A 16,867-nucleotide genomic window follows, 5' to 3' on the forward strand; every position below is an offset into this window, starting at 1 on the left:
CTGATATGGTCATTTTCTTCCTGTTTGAGGGCTGTGATGCGGACGGTGTCAGTTTATCTGTCGAATAAGACAGTTCCTCGGTTCATCGTTGCCAATTTGGCTTAGCTCTGCCATAAGCGCAAACTTCATCGCCCGGCTGATCAAGGGCTGCCGTGTCGATGCCTGTGCTGATTATTTCGTTCAGAAATAACCGAGCACTTTCAACGCTCTAACGAGCATTTAAGCCGGGAAAGCGCCCTCTGGGCGCGTTTTTTCTGCGGCAACAGGAGAGCCAAATGCCCAAGCTGAAGACCAAGTCAGGCGCTAAAAAGCGCTTCAAGGTGACTGCCACCGGCAAAGTAATGGCCGCCCAGCGCGGCAAACGCCACGGCATGATCAAGCGGACCAAGAAGCAGATTCGTCAGCTCCGCGGCACCCGCGTGCTGTTCAAGACCGACGGCGACAACATCAAGAAATATTTCCTGCCGAACGCCTGATCGCGTTCACCGTCGTCTTTGCCGAGCCGCGTCCGCGCGGTGATCCGTCACTCATTTACCGATGAAGGAGATACGTCATGGCTCGCGTCAAACGCGGTGTGACCTCTCACGCCAAGCACAAGAAAGTCTACAAGCTCGCCAAGGGTTTCCGCGGCCGCCGCAAGAACACCATCCGCACCGCGAAAGCCGCGGTCGACAAGGCCGCGCAATATGCCTTCCGCGACCGCAAGCGCAAGAAGCGCACCTTCCGCGCGTTGTGGATCCAGCGCCTCAATGCCGCGGTGCGTCCGCTCGGCATGACCTACAGCGTCTTTATCAACGGCCTTGCCAGGTCGGGCATCACCGTCGATCGCAAGGTGCTGTCGGACCTCGCCATCCACGAGCCGGCGGCGTTCCAGGCGATCGCCGAAAAGGCCAAGGCCGCGCTGGCGGCGTAAGTTCGGATCAACTCGTGATCTCGCACTCCGGTGTCATGCCCCGCTTCAGGCGGGGCATCCAGTAATCACCGAGCCACATTTTGACCCCGGTGTTTACTGGATCATCCGCCTTCGCGGATGATGACGGCATCGTGTGCTGGGCGCGAGCGCTCCCAAAAGGTGACCGTCGCCATGACCGACCTTGCTCAACTCGAATCCCAGATCCTCAGCCAGATCGCCGCCGCCGGCGACGAGGCCGCGCTTGAGGCGGTGCGCATCGCGGCCCTCGGCAAGAAGGGTTCGATCTCGGCACTGCTGGCAACGCTCGGCAAGATGTCGCCGGACGAACGCAAGACGCAAGGTGCGGCGATCAACCTTGCCAAGGACAAGGTCGGCCAGGCGCTGGCGGCGCGGCGCGACGTCCTGAAATCGGCGGCGCTCGACGCGCGACTGGTGTCCGAGACCATCGACGTCACGCTGCCGCTGCGCGAAACGGCCGCGGAAGCGGGCCGGATTCATCCGCTCAGCCAGGTGTTCGAGGAGGTCAACACGATCTTCGCCGACATGGGATTCGCCATCACCGAAGGCCCGGATATCGAGACCGACGACTACAACTTCACCAAGCTGAATTTCCCCGAGGGACATCCGGCCCGCGAGATGCACGACACGTTCTTCTTCAACCCGAAGGAAGACGGCTCGCGCAAGCTGCTGCGGACCCACACCTCGCCGGTGCAGGTGCGCACCATGCTGACGCAAAAGCCGCCGATCCGCATCGTCTGCCCGGGGCGCACCTATCGCATCGATTCCGACGCCACCCACACGCCGCAGTTTCACCAGGTCGAAGGCCTCGTCATCGACAAAAGCTCGCATCTCGGCCACCTCAAATGGATCCTGCACGAGTTCTGCAAGGCGTTCTTCGAGGTCGATCACATCAACATGCGGTTCCGACCCTCGTTCTTTCCGTTCACCGAACCGTCGCTCGAGGTCGATATCCAATGCCGCCGCGACAAGGGCGAGATTCGGTTCGGCGAGGGCGAAGACTGGCTGGAGATTCTCGGCTGCGGCATGGTGCACCCGAATGTGCTGCGCGCCTGCGGCATCGATCCCGACGTCTATCAGGGCTTTGCCTGGGGCATGGGCATCGACCGCATCGCGATGCTGAAATACGGCATGTCCGACCTGCGGCAATTGTTCGAGAACGACGTGCGCTGGCTAAGTCACTACGGCTTCAGGCCGCTGGATGTGCCGACCCTGGCGGGAGGGTTGAGTTCGTGAGCGTCGCCGAGACCACGATCTCGGAGAGAGCCCCCACCCTAACCCTCCCCCGCAAGCGGGACAGGGGACAAGGGAAGCGATCATCATGAAATTCACGCTCGCCTGGCTGAAGGAACATCTCGACACCGACGAGCCCGTGGAAAAGCTCGCCGACAAGCTCACCATGATCGGGCTTGAGGTCGAGCACCTCGACGACAAGGCGAAGGCGCTTGAACCATTCACGATCGCGCGGGTGATCTCGGCCGAGCAGCATCCCAATGCGGATCGGCTGCGGGTGTGCATGGTCGATACCGGCAATGGCAATGCACCGGTGCAGGTCGTCTGCGGCGCGCCGAATGCGCGGGCCGGCCTCGTCAGCGTGTTCTCGGCCCCCGGCACCTTCATTCCCGGCAAGAACATCACGCTCGGCGTCGGCACCATCAGGGGGGTCGAGAGCCGCGGCATGCTGTGCTCGGCGGCCGAACTGCAGCTCTCGGAAGATCACGACGGCATCATCGAGCTTGCGGCCGACGCGCCGATCGGAGCTGCTTACGCGCAGTGGGCCAGGCTTGGCGATCCCGTGTTCGAGATCAATCTGACGCCAAACCGGCAGGATTGCACCGGCGTGCATGGCATCGCCCGCGATCTTTCCGCCGCCGACATGGGCAAGTTCAAGGACCCCGGCATCAAGCCGGTCAAGGGCGAATTCCCCTGTCCGGTCAACGTCACGGTCGAGGACGCCACGCTCTGCCCAGGCTTTGCGCTGCGGCTGGTGCGCGGCGTCAAGAACGGCCCGTCGCCGGAATGGCTGCAAAGGCGCCTAACCTCGATCGGCTTGCGGCCGATCAACGCGCTGGTCGATATCACCAATTTCATGACCTACGACCGCGCCCGGCCGCTGCATGTGTTCGACGCGGCCAAGGTAACGGGCCATCTCACCGTGCGCCGCGCGCGCGACGGCGAGACGCTGCTGGCGCTCGATGGCCGCAGCTATACGCTCGACCACGGCGTCTGCGTGATCGCCGACGACCACGGCGTCGAATCGCTCGCCGGCATCATGGGCGGCGAAGCCTCCGGCTGTTCGGAACAGACCACCGACGTGCTGATCGAATCGGCGCTGTGGAACGAGATCAACATCGCCCAATCGGGCCGCAAGCTCGGCATCAATTCGGATGCGCGCTATCGTTTCGAGCGCGGCGTCGATCCGGCCTTCATGGTGCCGGGGCTGGAGATGGCCACGCGACTGGTGATGGAACTGTGCAGCGGCACGCCGTCGGAGAACGTCGTGGTCGGCAAGGCCTTCGGCGACGACCGCGTGATCGATTTCCCGCTCACCGAAGTCAAGCGTCTCGCCGCCCTCGACGTGCCGCTGGTGGAGATGAAACGCATTCTCGGCCATCTCGGCTTCATGATGGCCGGCAGCGGCCCGGTGCTGAAGGTCGCGGTGCCCTCCTGGCGTTCCGACGTGTCGGGCAAGGCCGACATCGTCGAAGAAATCGTGCGCATTGTCGGTGTCGACAAGGTACCGATGACGCCGTTCGATCGCGGCGATGCAGCCCGCAAGCCGGTGCTGACACAGATCCAGTCGCGCACCCGCCGCGCCAAGCGGGCGCTGGCCGCGCGCGGCATGATCGAGGCCGTAACGTGGTCGTTTATCTCCAAACCGCATGCCGAGCTGTTCGACCGCGATCCGCCTGTGCCGGCGCAGGCCAACCGCCGCGGTCACCCCGAACTCTCGCTCGCCAATCCGATCGCAGCCGACATGTCCGATATGCGGCCGAGCCTGCTGCCGGGTCTCGTCGCCGCCGCGCAGGCCAATATCGATCGCGGTTTTTCGGATCTGGCGCTGTTCGAGGTAGGCCAGGTGTTCGCCAGCGACGAGCCGGCGGATGAATTGATCGCGGCCGCGGGCGTGCGCCACGGCGTTGCGTCCTCAAAGGGCATCGGACGGCACTGGTCCGGTTCGGCGACCGCCGACGCCCTCGACGCCAAAGCCGATGCGCTTGCGGTGCTGGCCGCCGCCGGCGCGCCGATGCAGGCGCTGCAGGTCGTGGCCGGCGGGCCCGACTGGCTGCACCCCGGGCGCTCCGGCACCATCCAGATCGGTCCGCAAAACGTGCTGGGATATTTCGGCGAGCTGCATCCGCGCGCGCTGGAAATCCTTCGCGCCGACGGTCCGTTGATGGCGTTCGAGGTGATCCTCGACCGCATTCCCGACGCCAAGCAGAGGCCGACCCGGGCCAGGCCGGTGCTCGAACTGTCAGCGTTCCAGCCGGTGTCGCGCGACTTTGCGTTCATCGTCGATCGCAGCGTCAGGGCTGGCGATATCGTGCGCGCGGCGCAGGGCGCCGACAGGAAACTGATCACGGCCGTCACGGTGTTCGACGTCTACGAAGGCAACGGCATCGACGAGGCCAAGAAGTCGATCGCCATCGCCGTGACGATCCAGCCGCGCGAGAAAACCCTGACTGATCAGGAGATCGATGCGGTGGCCGCCAAAATCGTGGCCGAGGTGACCAAGAAGACCGGCGGCGTCTTGCGCGGATGAGCCTGTCTGGTCTCATCCCGGGCGATGTCAGCGTCAACACCGCGTTTTTGATCGGTATCATCGCCTTGATCTCGGGAACCGCGCGCGGCTTCTCCGGCTTCGGCTCCGCGCTGATTTTCATGCCGCTGGCGAGCAGCATCGCAGCACCGCGCCTTGTCGCGGCATTGTTGCTGATGATCGATTTCGTCGGATCGTCGCCGCTGATTCCGGATGCGTGGAAGCATGCCGACCGCAAGGCCACCGCGGTCATGGTGCTGGGTGCCCTGGTCGGCGTCCCCATCGGGACTTATTTTCTTAGCCGGCTCGATCCGGTGACCACGCGCTGGATCATTTCCGGATTCGTGTTCGCGCTGTTACTGCTGCTGGTGTCGGGCTGGCGCTATCGCGGCAAGGACCACCTCGCGATTTCGATCGGCATCGGCGGATTGGCCGGCTTTTGCAGCGGTCTTGCACAGACCGGCGGGCCGCCGATCGTCGGCTATTGGCTTGGCCGCCCGATCGCTTCGGCCATCGCACGCGCCAACATCCTGCTGTTTTTCGTGGCTTCCGACTTCTTTTCCGTCGCCAGCTATGCATTGACCGGGCTCATCACGCTGGACGCGATCAAGTTTTCCCTGCTGATCGGCCCGGTCTACGCCCTCGGCGTCTGGTTCGGCGCGTCGCTGTTCGGCCGCGCCAGCGAGGCTCTCTTTCGTTCCATCTGCTACGCCCTGATCGCGGCGGCCGTCATCATCGGCCTGCCGGCGCTTGACGGCGTGCTGCGGTGAGTTTCGATTTCAGCGTCGTCCCGGCGAACGCCGGGACCCATAATCCGCGGCGGTAATTGTGCGGAAGGCGTCCGCCACAGTGCTCCAACGATAAGACACGACGTATGGGTCCCGGCTCGCGCTTCACTTGGCCGGGACGACGGCGCTTATTCCAGCACCAGATCGCAATACGCATAGCCATCGCGTTCGACGCGCACGCCCGTCGTCACAGAAAGCCGTCGCGAGAAGATCGGTCCTGCCACCACGCAGGTATGAAACTCGCCGTTCTCGCCGCAGGGATCGACGCCGCCGGGAAGATCGGCCAGCAATTGCCGGTCGAATTTGCGGCCTGCGAATTCCGCCGGCAGCTTTTTCAGGTCGACGGTGGCAAGATAAGTCTCAAATCCGCTCGCGATCATCGCCTGCGCCAGTTCCGGCGTCGGCCGTTCCCACAGCGGAAACACCGGCGTGATCCCGGTGCCCCGAAGTTTCTGCTCGCGATAGGCCTTGATGTCGGCGAGGAACAGATCGCCGAAGATGATGTGGGTGATGCCGTCCTGTTTGGCCTCGGCAACCGCCTCGCCCATGCGCGCTTCATAGACTTCGTTCGGACAGGGATAGGGGATCGGCACGATCCGCGGCGGCAACCCCGCGGCCTTAAGTTGCGCATGCAGCATCTCCTGTCGCACGCCGTGGATCGACACCCGGCCGAAGCTTTCGGTTATCGTCGTCAGGGCGCCGACCACGTCGAATTCGCCTGATCGCCTGATTTCATGCAGCGAGAAGGCGGAATCCTTGCCGCTCGACCACGAGATCAGCGCCTTGGGCCGCGGCGGCGTCAATTGATCGGACTTCTCGGCGTCACCGGCCGGACCGGTGCTGCGATATAACGCCGTTGCCTTGGCGCTCGCGCGGGCGCGGCCTCCGGCTCGGTATCCCTGAGCGCGCCGATCCGCCGCAGGGCGGCCTCCGCCGCGCGCTCGCCGCTTTCCCACGCACCATCGACCGTTCCCCACAGCGTTTCGTGGGTCGCTTCGCCCGCAAGGAACATGCAGCCGACCGGCTCGGTCAGGATTTTTCGCGACGGCTGGCCGCCGGGTACCGCGGCGGACATCGCCCCGAGCACATAGGGCGCGGCATTCCAGCGGGTCGCGCTGGACTTCTTGACCGCGGTCGCGACGTCGCTGCCGAACAGTTTGGTCAGCCATTCCACCGCGAAGGCCACCATCGCCGCTTCGCCCTGGCCCGAGAGCTCGCGGCCGAACGAGCCTGCGACATCGACCGCGCACAATGACGACGACCCTATATTGGCAAACAGCAGCGCGGTCCGCGTCGAGTTACTCTGCTCGATGATAATATCGTCGCGGGCAAGGCCAAGCGGGTTGCCCGGCAGTTGCAGCGCGATGTGATCGTAGCTGCCGAGGCTCAATTTCGCCGCGGCGTCGAGCTGGCGCTTGGGGATGTCGGGCGTGAACTTGATATTGCCCGCGGCCAACACGTTGCTCGATACCGTGATGACGGCAGCGCGGGCGGCGATCCTGCCCGCCGGCGTTTCCACCGTGACATCGCGGCTACCCCAACTGACGCGGCTTGCCGGCGTCGACAGCGCAACCGGGAGCGGCGCGCCAAGCTTTGCGACCAGCGTGCCCAGGCCCTGGCGGCAGGCGATCGCGGCGTTGCGATCCTGGGCACGGGCCTTGTCGATCACGGAGATATCTTTCAGATCTTTGGCGGTCGCATTGGCGCCGAGCACGAATTCCGCCGTTCCCGTCCAGTCGCCGAGGTCCTTCGGCATCGCGGACGCGCACGCCACATCGGCCTTGCCGCGCGAGGCGTCGTCGATGGCGCGGTTGGCGCGCACCAATGCGGCCAGAAACTCCTCGGTTTCCCCCGCCCGCGCGTTGCGGCGGCCGATGCGGATTTTCTGGCCCTGCGGCGGTGTATAGATGTCGAGCCCGGCATCGCGCGCGAGCTTGAGCATCGGGTTGGTGTCGGGATTGTGCAGCCACCGCGCGCCGCGATCGAACGGCACCCCGAATGCGGCGGTATCGGTGAGGCAGCGGCCGCCGATCTGGCTCGAGGCCTCCACCACGATGACCGTGCGGTTGGCGGCCTGAATGCGCCGCGCCGCCGCGATGCCGGCGGCACCGGCGCCGATCACGACGATATCCGCCTCGCGCGGCAACGGCGCGCCCCATGCGCCGGCGCCAAGCGCCGGTGCCGCTGCAAGAGCCGCGGACGCCGACAGGAAATCGCGGCGCGTCATTGTCATGTCATGGTTTCCGGGGCTTAAAAAACAGTAGAACCTTTAGCGAACTTGCCGCATCCGGGCGCGGGCGGCAACCGTCATGGTGAATCAATCATGATTGATCTGCCCGATGCATGAACTAAATTGCAACGGCTTTCGACCATGATAAGGAAAGCAAAAAAGCGGCCGGAAAAGGCCGCTGGGGGAAAACATCATGGGCTTCGTGCTCGATACCGTCGGCCAACTGATCGCGAACTACCTCCAGAAGGAACTGCCGGGCTATGAGCCGTTCACCCCGAGCGACCCGGAGCATTTGCGCGGCGTTATCGAGCCGGGCGATGTGCTGCTGGTCGAAGGCAACAACCGGGTTTCCGGCATCATCAAATACCTCACGCAGTCCACCTGGTCGCATGCCGCACTTTATGTCGGCGCGATCGACGGCGCGGTCGAGCCCGACGGCGAGCCGCACGTCCTGATCGAGGCCAATATCGGCGAGGGCGTGACTTCGGCGCCGCTTTCGAAATATTTTCCCTATCACACCCGGCTGTGCCGCCCGGTCGGCCTGTCGTTCGAAGACCGCAATACGGTATGCCGCTACGCCATCAACCGGATCGGCTTCGGCTACGACACCAAGAATATCCTCGATCTGATGCGCTTTCTGATTCCGCTGCCGATCCCGCAGCGCTGGCGGCGGCGCATGATCGCGTTCGGTTCGGGCGATCCCACCAAGATCATCTGCTCGGCGCTGATCGCGCAGGCGTTCGACTCCGTGCGCTACCCGATCCTGCCCAAGATCACGCGCGCCGGCTCCAGGCAGGCGCGGCGCGAGATCCTGCATATCCGCGACTCATCGCTCTACATGCCGCGCGATTTCGACATCTCGCCCTATTTCGAAATCGTCAAACCCACCATCGTGCACGGTTTCGACTACACGTCCTTGCACTGGGCCGACAAGCAAAAGCCGCTCCAGGAGGTGGCGGGCGAATTCGGTATCTTTCCAGAAGCGATCGAGTCGCCGCCGTTTGTTCCTGAAGCGATTGACCAAGCGGCGCCGCTTCCGGCTGAGGAAGTGACACTGGTCGAGCGCGTTACGGTGTCAGAGCATTTCATGGTCGCCGAATACGTCTCTGTGCGCGCGCCGGAGCGCCCAGCCGAGCCAGGCGAGCGGTCAACGGAACTGGCAGCCTAAAAGGCGGCCATTTGCCGGATATCAGGCGGTCACGCTGGATTTCCGGTCGGGCAGCCCGGCACGGGCGAGACCGCCATAGAGCGTCTCACCAGGCATTTCCGATTTCAGGATCGAGCGCACCGTGATCAACCGGTCGATATCGATGCCGGTGGCAAAACCCTTGCTCTCGCACAGGAACACCAGATCCTCGAACACGACATTGCCGGTGGCGCCGGGCGCGAACGGGCAGCCGCCGAGGCCGCCGAGCGAGCCGTCGAGAATCCGCGCACCGGCATCGAGCGCCGCCGATGCATTGGCAATGCCCATTCCCCTGGTATCGTGCAGATGAACACAGACCGGCTTGGCGCCGGACAGTTTCACGACCGCCTTGGTCAGCTCGCCGACCTGCTTCGGGCCGGCATAGCCGACGGTATCGGCGACGGCGACGAAATCGACGCCGGCCTCCAGGCATTTTTCGACCAGTTTGATGACTTCGTTCGGATCGACCGGACCGGTGATCGAGCAGCCCAGCGCCATCGATATCGCGGCGTTGACGAGCGGCTTGTGCGCGCTGGCGTCGCGCAATTCGCAAAGACGCCTGACGTTGGCGATGGCCTCGGCGCGTGACCGGTTGGCGTTGGCCTGGCTGTGCTCTTCGGTGGCCGATACCACCGAGGCGATTTCGGCAACCCCTGATGCCAGCGCTTCGTTGACGCCGCGCTCGTTGAGCGCCAGTGCCACGCCATGCGCGCCGGGAAGCGACGCCACGGTCTTGACCATGTCGCCCACGTCGGCGAATTGCGGGAAGGTTTTGGCGGGCAGGAACGAACCCACCTCGAAATGCCGCACGCCGGCGCCGTATTCGTCGCGGATCCAGCGCTGCTTTGCGGCGGTCGACGGAAACGTCTTCACGAGCTGCAGGCCGTCGCGCAGGCCGACCTCGCGCAAACTCACTCTGTCGTTGGGATAAACCTCTTGCACGCGGGTCATGCGAGCCTCACTGCGGTTTTGCCGGTTGCAGAAAGTTTCTGGCCCTCAAGCTCGGCGCGAACGGCCTCGGTATCGGCGCCGAGCACCGGCACCTTGAGCCCTTCGCCGATGCTGGCCCCGTTCCACTCGACCGGCAGTGCCGGAACGCGGAACGCCTCGCCATCGGCATTGACGTTATTGACGAGGCCGCCGGGGCGCAACACATGCGGATCGTCAAACAGATCTTCGGGGCGATTGATCGGCGAGAAGCAGATGTTCAACTTGTCGAGCGTCGCGGAAAGCTCCTTCGCGTCCCAGCCTTTGATCACCTCGGCGACGCGCGGGATGATTCTTGCGCGCGCCAGGATCCGGTCCGTGGTGGTGCGCAAGCTGGGATCTTCGGAAAACTCCTTCAGGCCGAACTGCTTGCAGAAGCTCTGCCAGTGGCCTTCGGTCACCACGCCGATGAAGATACGCTCTCCGCCGGCGGTTTCGAAAATATCGTAGATCGGCCAGGCATGTTCGCGCTCCGGCATCGAGCGCGGTTTGTTGCCGGTCATCTCATACTCGACCATGTGCTGGGCGACCAGAAACAGACAGTTCTCGAACAACCCGATGCGGATATCGGCGCCGCCGCCACCGCCGCGCTTTTGATAGAGCGCGGCCAGGATCGCGATCACCCCGAACATGCCGCCCATGATGTCGTTGGCCGATGAGCCGACGCGCTGCGGCTTGGCGCTGGTGCCGGTCATGGCGGCAAGGCCCGACATCATCTGCACGACTTCGTCGAGCGCCGGACGATGTTCGTAAGGGCCGGACAGAAAGCCCTTGTGCCCGGCGACGATCAGATGCGGATGCCGCCGGCGCAATTCGCCGGCGCCGAGTCCCTGCTTTTCGAGTTGCCCGTCGCGGAAATTTTCCAGAAACACGTCGGCGCTGTCGAGCAGCCGGTGCATGGTCTCGCGATCCTCGGGCTTTGTGAAATCGAGCACCACGCTTTTTTTGCCGCGGTTGAACAGCGGGAAGAACGCGGTGCCCATGCCGCCGAGGCTGCGGGTCTTGTCGCCCGCCGGCGGCTCGACCTTGATCACTTCGGCGCCGAGCTGCGCCAGGATCATGCCGCAGGTCGGGCCCATCACCATGTGGGTCATTTCGACCACCCGTACCCCCGATAACGGCAGGTCTGGCGTGCTCATTGGGGTCTCCCGAGGTTCCCTCGACATCGATTTATAACGCAAATCAGGCCTTCGAGCGCTATCGGTTAAATATAGCGATGGCAAGCGACGACTAAAAGCGCGCCGGACAAGGCAGCAATGCGCACCGCGCTCAAAAACCCGCTGGAGAACGCCCCCGCGCGGGCGTCTTGCCGAATGCGCCGGCCGTGGCTACCTCTCGCGAGGGTTTTCGCTTTGGGATTGGACCATCATGCTCGACGACGCCATCAAGGCACTTTCGCAAATCCTGTCGCCGCCGATGCGCTCGATCCTGTGGCGGTCGATTGGCCTCGCACTGGTGCTGATCGTGGTGCTGGCGATCGGCCTGCAGCGGCTGTTGAGCTGGTTTGCGACCTCAGGCGAAGGCTGGGCCGAGGCGATGCTGGGCCCGGGCTTTCACACCCCGCTCGATATTCTCGCCTGGGTGATCTCGATTGCCGCCGGGTTCGGCGTGGTATTCGGCGCGGTGTTCCTGATGCCCGCGATCACCTCGCTGGTGGCGAGCGTGTTCGTCGACGAGGTCGCCGACCATGTCGAACGCGAGCACTATCCGGCCGAACGCCCCGGCACCGCGCTCCCGTTCGGTCTTGCCATCACCGAAGGCGTCAAGACCGCGCTGCTGACGATCGTGGTCTATCTGATCGCGCTGCCGTTCGTGTTCATTGCCGGTGCCGGATTCATCGCGTTCTTTATCGCGACCGCATGGCTATTGGGGCGCGAATATTTCGAGCTCGCGGCGATGCGGTTTCGCAGCCCCGCCGAAGCCAAGGCGATGCGCAGGCAGAATGCCGCACTGGTGTTCACCGCAGGATTGGTGGTCGCCGCCTTCGTATCGATCCCGATCGTCAACCTGGCGACGCCGCTGTTCGGCATGGCGTTCATGGTTCACATGCACAAGCGGCTCAGCGGCCCGCGGCCGCAATTGATCGAGCCGTCGCCAAAGACCGACGTGCCGGCGGCGTGAACCTCTTCTTCCTCGCCCCGCACTGCGCGAGGAGAGGTTAAAAGCGTCACACCGTCTTTTCCGGCCAGCGGCAGAGATCGTTGATGAGGCAGACCTCGCAGCGCGGCTTGCGCGCGAGGCAGATGTAGCGGCCGTGCAGGATCAGCCAGTGATGCGCGTGCAGCATGAACTCCGGCGGAATCACGCGCTCGAGGCCAAGCTCGACTTCGAGCGGGGTGTTGCCGGGCGCCAGGCCCGTGCGGTTGCCGACGCGAAACACATGCGTATCCACCGCCATGGTGCGTTCGCCGAACGCCATGTTGAGCACGACGTTGGCGGTCTTGCGCCCGGCGCCGGGCAGCGATTCGAGCTCGGCGCGGGTGCGCGGGACTTCGCCGCCGAACTCGGCGATCAGCTTTTGCGACAGTGCGATGACGTTCTTCGCCTTGTTGCGATAGAGCCCGATGGTCTTGATGTAATCGCGCAACCTGTCCTCGCCGAGATCGAGCATCTTTTGCGGGGTGTCGGCCACCGCGAACAGCGCGCGCGTCGCTTTGTTGACGCCGGCGTCGGTCGCCTGCGCCGACAACACCACCGCGACCAGCAGCGTGTACGGATTGAGATGTTCGAGTTCACCCCTAGGCTCGGGATTGGCTTTGCGGAAGCGGCTGAACGCCTCGTAGACCTCGGCCAGTGTCCATGGCTTCGGCTTGGTCGTTTTCGTTTTCTTGGCGATTTTCCTGGCGCGTTTCGCCGCCTTGGGCTTCGATCTGGACCGAGCGCTGCGGGTGATTTTCGCCATGATCCGGGTATACTGATACGCGATGACCGCAGGCAACGACTTTGATCCGGCAACTGTCGAGCCGAAACTGTTTTCGGCGCTGCTGACGCCGCACCGCTCGCTCAACCGCACCGGATTCCTGGTGCTGATGGGGTTTCTGACCGTGGTCAGTTTCGCCGCCGGCGTCGCTTTCCTGATGATGGGCGCATGGCCGGTGTTCGGCTTTTTCGGCCTCGATGTGCTCGCGGTCTATTGGGCATTCCGGATCAATTTCCGCCGCGCCGATGCCACCGAAGAGATTTCCGTGACGCCGTCGGAATTGCGGGTGCGCCGGGTGAGCCACCGCGGCCACGTGGTCGAATGGGTGCTCAATCCGGTGTGGGTGCGGCTCGACCGGAAAACCCATGCCGAATTCGGCATCGAAAAACTTTATCTGGTCTCCAGGGGCCGCCGGGTCGCGATCGCGAGCTTTCTCGGACCCGACGAAAAGGCCAGCTTTGCCAAAGCCTTGACGGCGGCATTGCAGGCCGCCCGGCGCGGGCCGACCTATAATCCGGTTTGATGAAGGCTTGTCGGAAATCGGGTGGTTGTGGCGCCTCGCGCGGCCTACATCAGAGCCATGATGAACCTTGCCATGAATGACCATCGCCTGACCAAACCGGGCCCCCAGAACGCAGCGCTGCGCGATTACGATTCGGTGCGGCGCGCCATCGCCTTCATTTCGGAACACTGGCGCGCGCAGCCGACCATCGAATCGATGGCGGATGCGGCCGGTGTCACGCCCGATGAGCTGCACCACCTGTTCCGCCGCTGGGCCGGGCTGACGCCCAAGGCCTTCATGCAGGCGCTGACGCTGGACCACGCCAAGGGCCTGCTGCGTGATTCCGCCAGCGTGCTCGACGCCGCACTCGACTCCGGGCTTTCGGGTCCGGGGCGGCTGCACGACCTGTTCGTCACCCATGAGGCGATGTCGCCGGGCGAATGGAAGAACGGCGGCGCCGGCATGACCCTGCGTTATGGATTTCATCCCTCGCCGTTCGGCACCGCGATCGTGATCGCCAGCGGCCGCGGCCTTGCGGGATTGGCGTTTGCCGACCCCGGTGAAGAGCAGGCCGCGTTCGCCGACATGCAGCGGCGCTGGCCGCGCGCGACCTATGTCGAGGATCGCAACGGGACCTCGGCGCTGGCGCAGCGCATCTTCGACACGCGGATGTGGCGCGCGGACCAGCCGTTGCGCGTGGTCCTGATCGGCACCGATTTCGAGGTGCGGGTGTGGGAGACGCTGTTGAAGATTCCGATGGGCCGCGCGGTGAGCTATTCGGACATTGCGAGCAAGATCAAAAGCCCGAAGGCGTCGCGCGCGGTCGGCGCCGCCGTCGGCCGCAATCCGGTGTCGTTCGTGGTGCCGTGCCATCGCGCGCTCGGCAAGAGCGGCGCACTGACCGGCTATCACTGGGGCATCACCCGCAAGCAGGCGATGCTGGGCTGGGAAGCCGGGCAGGTGGGGATTCACTAGAGATGGACGAAGCGGCGTACTCGCTCACCTCTCCCAAAGGGAGAGGGAGCGCACCTGCGCTGAAGCGTTAGCGGTTCGTGAGCCGCTTCCAGAACACCGCCGTGTCGCACAGCCGTCCGTCCGGAAACAGCGCGTAGTCCGGGATGATTCCGCTCCGGGTCCAGCCGGCCCTCACATAGAGCCGGTAGCCGTTTTCGCCGGGCACCGTATCGAGCACCAGAAGCCAGCGGCCAAGGCGCCTGGCTTCTTCTTCCACCTGCGCCATCAGGGCGGCGCCGATGCCATGGCCGCGCGCGGAGCGATGCACCAGCAGCTTCTTGACATCGGCGCGATGCGGCTGGTTGGGCGGCGTATCCAGTCCGAGCTGGACGGTGCCGACGATTTTCCCATCCAGCCTTGCCGCCAGCAACACGGTGTCGCCGGATGCGACCGAACTTGACACCTTGCGGAAAAATGCCAGGCCATCGTCCCTTGAGAACGGCGACATGAAGCCGACGCTGGCGCCGCCCTCGACGCAGTCGACCAATACCGAAGCAAGCTGGTCCAGCGCGCGCTCCGCGATCGGCGGATCGAGAACCGAGATTTCAGCCGCCGCGATCACGCAAGGTCGAGCTTCGACGCCACCGTGGCGTCGGCATTGAGCCGGTAGATGATCGGCGCGCCGGTGGCGAGTTCGCGCGCCAGGATTTGCTTGGGCGTCAGCTTCTCCAGCACCATGATCAGCGCACGCAGCGAATTGCCGTGCGCTGCGACCAGCGTGCGCTCCCCGCGCAGCACGCAAGGCAGTATCTCCTGAACATAATAGGGCAGCGCGCGCGCCAGCGTGTCCCTCAGGCTTTCGCCGCCGGGCGGCGGCACGTCGTAGGAACGGCGCCAGATGTGAACCTGCTCCTCGCCCCACTTCTTGCGGGCCTCGTCCTTGTTGAGGCCGGAGAGATCGCCGTAATCGCGTTCGTTGAGCGCCAGGTTCTTTTTGGTCGGAAGGCCGGTCTGGCCGATCTCGGCCAGCGCCAGATCGAGCGTGTGCTGCGCGCGCCGCAATACCGAGGTGAACGCGATGTCGAACGACAAGCCCTGCGCCTTCAGCTTGCGGCCGGCCTCTTTTGCCTCGGCAATGCCGGTCTCGGTGAGGTCGGGATCCTTCCAGCCGGTGAAAAGATTCTTCAGGTTCCATTCGCTCTGGCCGTGACGCACCAGCACAAGAAGACGGTCGCTCATTCCAGCATCCTCAGAAGTCGGCAAGCCCGAGTACATCGGCCATTGAATAGAACCCCGGCTTCTTGTCGCGCGCCCATAGCGCCGCCTTGATGGCGCCCTGCGCGAACATGGTGCGATCCTCGGCCCGGTGCGTCAGCTCGATGCGTTCCATGGCGCCCGCAAAAATCACGGTGTGATCGCCGGTGACGGTGCCGCCGCGCAATGACGCAAAGCCGATATCGCCCGCCTTGCGCGCGCCGGTATGGCCGTCGCGGCCGCGCGCGGAGTGCTGGTCGAGCGCAATTTTTCGGCCCGCGGCCGCCGCCTCGCCCAGCAGCAGGGCGGTGCCGGAGGGCGCATCGATCTTGGCCCGGTGATGCATCTCCAGGATTTCGATGTCGAAGTCTTCGTCCAGCGCCTGCGCGACCCGCTTGACCAGCGCCGCCAGGAGATTGACGCCGAGGCTCATATTGCCCGATTTGACCACGACGGCGCGCGAGGTGACGCTCCTGATCACCGCGTCATCGGATGCCGAAAGACCGGTGGTGCCGATGATGTGAACGAGGCCGCGCTCGGCGGCGATGGCGACATTGGCGATGGTCGCGCCCGGCACCGTGAAGTCGAGAATGCCGTCGGCTTCCTTGGTGAGCGACCACAGGTCGGCCGACAGCTTGACGCCATTGGCGGCGGGCAGCCCCGCCAGCACCCCGGCATCCTTGCCCAGGAGTTCGGAACCGGGCGCCTCCAGCGCGCCGGTGACGACCACGCCCGGGGTTTCCGCGATCACGCGCGTCAGCGCGCGGCCCATCCGGCCGCCGGCCCCCGCAACGATCAGACGCATGTCGGACATCTCTGAAAACCCTCGCAGCGTTCGTTGCGGTATAGCCGGAGCGGGCTATTCCGGCAACTAAGGAGGCTTCACCCCTCTCGTCATGGCCGGGCTTCTCCCGGCCATCCTCGTCTTGCTTGTTGCTACGCTGCAGGACGACGTGGATGCCCGGGACATCTAGCGCGAAGACGCGCTTCGCGCTTTTGCCCGGGCATGACGAAAAGAGCGTGCAAGCGTTAAGGCTGTGCGCCGTCGTAGCCTTCGATGATCACAAGGTCGCTTTCGGCATGCGGGCTGCGGATCGCGACCAGCCGGGCATATTCCGGCGAGTTGTAGCAGGCGAGCGCGGTTTCATAATCCTTGAATTCCAGCACCACGTTGCGCGACCGCGCCTTGCCCTCTTTCGCCTCGTGCTTGCCGCCGCGCACCAGGAATTTCGCGCCGTATTTTGCAAATACCGCGCCGTTCTGCGCGACGTATTCCTTGTAGCCATCCATGTTGCGGACATCGATGCGCGCGATCCAGTAGCCCTTTGCCATTCTGCGTTCTCCGTTTCCTTTGT

Annotated in this window: 18 protein-coding genes; 9 read left to right on the forward strand and 9 right to left on the reverse strand. The window is 64.3% G+C overall.

The features are described from left to right. Nucleotides 1-275 precede the first annotated feature (275 nt). From rpmI to E7813_RS13575, 5 genes are all read left to right on the forward strand, one after another. Nucleotides 276-476: a 50S ribosomal protein L35 gene (gene rpmI / locus E7813_RS13555; RefSeq protein ID WP_100415670.1), complete on the forward strand. Its 201-nt coding sequence runs from the start codon at nt 276-278 to the stop codon at nt 474-476. Nucleotides 477-553: 77 nt separating this feature from the next. Beyond that, complete coding sequence (gene rplT, locus E7813_RS13560) at nt 554-913, forward strand: 50S ribosomal protein L20 (RefSeq protein WP_291574714.1); 360 nt, start codon at nt 554-556, stop codon at nt 911-913. Between the two features lie 171 nt (nt 914-1,084). Then, on the forward strand, nt 1,085-2,167 hold the full coding sequence (pheS, locus tag E7813_RS13565) for a phenylalanine--tRNA ligase subunit alpha (protein ID WP_291574716.1): 1,083 nt from the start codon (nt 1,085-1,087) through the stop codon (nt 2,165-2,167). A gap of 85 nt (nt 2,168-2,252) precedes the next feature. After that, nucleotides 2,253-4,694: a phenylalanine--tRNA ligase subunit beta gene (pheT, locus tag E7813_RS13570; RefSeq protein WP_291574717.1), complete on the forward strand. Its 2,442-nt coding sequence runs from the start codon at nt 2,253-2,255 to the stop codon at nt 4,692-4,694. Next, on the forward strand, nt 4,691-5,461 hold the full coding sequence (locus E7813_RS13575; protein WP_291574718.1) for a sulfite exporter TauE/SafE family protein: 771 nt from the start codon (nt 4,691-4,693) through the stop codon (nt 5,459-5,461). Before pheT ends, E7813_RS13575 begins: the two co-directional genes overlap by 4 nt. A gap of 146 nt (nt 5,462-5,607) precedes the next feature. Here the strand turns inward: E7813_RS13575 and E7813_RS13580 are convergent, their stop codons facing one another. Next, complete coding sequence (locus tag E7813_RS13580) at nt 5,608-6,282, reverse strand: adenine nucleotide alpha hydrolase (protein WP_291574721.1); 675 nt, start codon at nt 6,280-6,282, stop codon at nt 5,608-5,610. After that, the gene (locus E7813_RS13585) at nt 6,279-7,712 is read right to left on the reverse strand and encodes an NAD(P)/FAD-dependent oxidoreductase (RefSeq protein WP_291574722.1); all 1,434 of its coding nucleotides are present in this window, start codon (nt 7,710-7,712) and stop codon (nt 6,279-6,281) included. The genes E7813_RS13580 and E7813_RS13585 overlap by 4 nt, the downstream gene beginning before the upstream one ends. 190 nt (nt 7,713-7,902) lie before the next feature. On the opposite strand from E7813_RS13585, the gene E7813_RS13590 reads away from it, so the two are divergent. Further along, on the forward strand, nt 7,903-8,877 hold the full coding sequence (locus E7813_RS13590) for a YiiX/YebB-like N1pC/P60 family cysteine hydrolase (protein WP_291574724.1): 975 nt from the start codon (nt 7,903-7,905) through the stop codon (nt 8,875-8,877). A 21-nt stretch (nt 8,878-8,898) separates the two neighbouring features. On the opposite strand, the gene E7813_RS13595 is transcribed toward E7813_RS13590, so the two are convergent. Together E7813_RS13595 and E7813_RS13600 are read right to left on the reverse strand one after the other, a co-directional pair. Next, a complete protein-coding gene (locus tag E7813_RS13595; RefSeq protein WP_291574727.1) occupies nt 8,899-9,846 on the reverse strand; it encodes a hydroxymethylglutaryl-CoA lyase in 948 nt (315 codons plus the stop codon). Then, the gene (locus E7813_RS13600) at nt 9,843-11,021 is read right to left on the reverse strand and encodes a CoA transferase (RefSeq protein WP_291574728.1); all 1,179 of its coding nucleotides are present in this window, start codon (nt 11,019-11,021) and stop codon (nt 9,843-9,845) included. The genes E7813_RS13595 and E7813_RS13600 overlap by 4 nt, the downstream gene beginning before the upstream one ends. A 229-nt stretch (nt 11,022-11,250) precedes the next feature. Here E7813_RS13600 and E7813_RS13605 point away from each other — a divergent pair, with 229 nt between their 5' ends. Continuing rightward, nucleotides 11,251-12,003 (forward strand): sulfate transporter family protein, encoded by a 753-nt coding sequence (locus E7813_RS13605; RefSeq protein ID WP_291574730.1) that lies wholly within the window; start codon nt 11,251-11,253, stop codon nt 12,001-12,003. Nucleotides 12,004-12,049: 46 nt separating this feature from the next. On the opposite strand, the gene nth is transcribed toward E7813_RS13605, so the two are convergent. Continuing rightward, entirely contained in the window at nt 12,050-12,784 is a 735-nt protein-coding gene (gene nth / locus E7813_RS13610; RefSeq protein ID WP_291574733.1) for an endonuclease III, read from the reverse strand. Between the two features lie 22 nt (nt 12,785-12,806). Between nth and E7813_RS13615 the strand changes: the two genes are divergently transcribed. Together E7813_RS13615 and E7813_RS13620 are read left to right on the forward strand one after the other, a co-directional pair. Further along, the gene (locus E7813_RS13615; protein WP_291574734.1) at nt 12,807-13,325 is read left to right on the forward strand and encodes a DUF2244 domain-containing protein; all 519 of its coding nucleotides are present in this window, start codon (nt 12,807-12,809) and stop codon (nt 13,323-13,325) included. A 57-nt stretch (nt 13,326-13,382) separates the two neighbouring features. Beyond that, complete coding sequence (locus tag E7813_RS13620) at nt 13,383-14,279, forward strand: bifunctional helix-turn-helix domain-containing protein/methylated-DNA--[protein]-cysteine S-methyltransferase (RefSeq protein WP_291574774.1); 897 nt, start codon at nt 13,383-13,385, stop codon at nt 14,277-14,279. 67 nt (nt 14,280-14,346) lie between these two features. On the opposite strand, the gene E7813_RS13625 is transcribed toward E7813_RS13620, so the two are convergent. The 4 genes from E7813_RS13625 to E7813_RS13640 form a co-directional block, all read right to left on the reverse strand. Continuing rightward, complete coding sequence (locus E7813_RS13625) at nt 14,347-14,877, reverse strand: GNAT family N-acetyltransferase (protein ID WP_291574776.1); 531 nt, start codon at nt 14,875-14,877, stop codon at nt 14,347-14,349. Beyond that, nucleotides 14,877-15,497, reverse strand: coding sequence for a 2,3-bisphosphoglycerate-dependent phosphoglycerate mutase (locus E7813_RS13630; protein WP_291574736.1), 621 nt, complete (start codon nt 15,495-15,497; stop codon nt 14,877-14,879). The genes E7813_RS13625 and E7813_RS13630 overlap by 1 nt, the downstream gene beginning before the upstream one ends. A 10-nt stretch (nt 15,498-15,507) precedes the next feature. Next, nucleotides 15,508-16,326 (reverse strand): 4-hydroxy-tetrahydrodipicolinate reductase, encoded by an 819-nt coding sequence (gene dapB / locus E7813_RS13635; RefSeq protein ID WP_291574738.1) that lies wholly within the window; start codon nt 16,324-16,326, stop codon nt 15,508-15,510. A gap of 215 nt (nt 16,327-16,541) precedes the next feature. Beyond that, entirely contained in the window at nt 16,542-16,844 is a 303-nt protein-coding gene (locus E7813_RS13640) for a DUF1330 domain-containing protein (RefSeq protein ID WP_291574741.1), read from the reverse strand. Nucleotides 16,845-16,867: the final 23 nt, after the last annotated feature.

The sequence above is a fragment of the Bradyrhizobium sp. genome, from assembly GCF_004799405.1.
Lineage (GTDB): Bacteria > Pseudomonadota > Alphaproteobacteria > Rhizobiales > Xanthobacteraceae > Bradyrhizobium.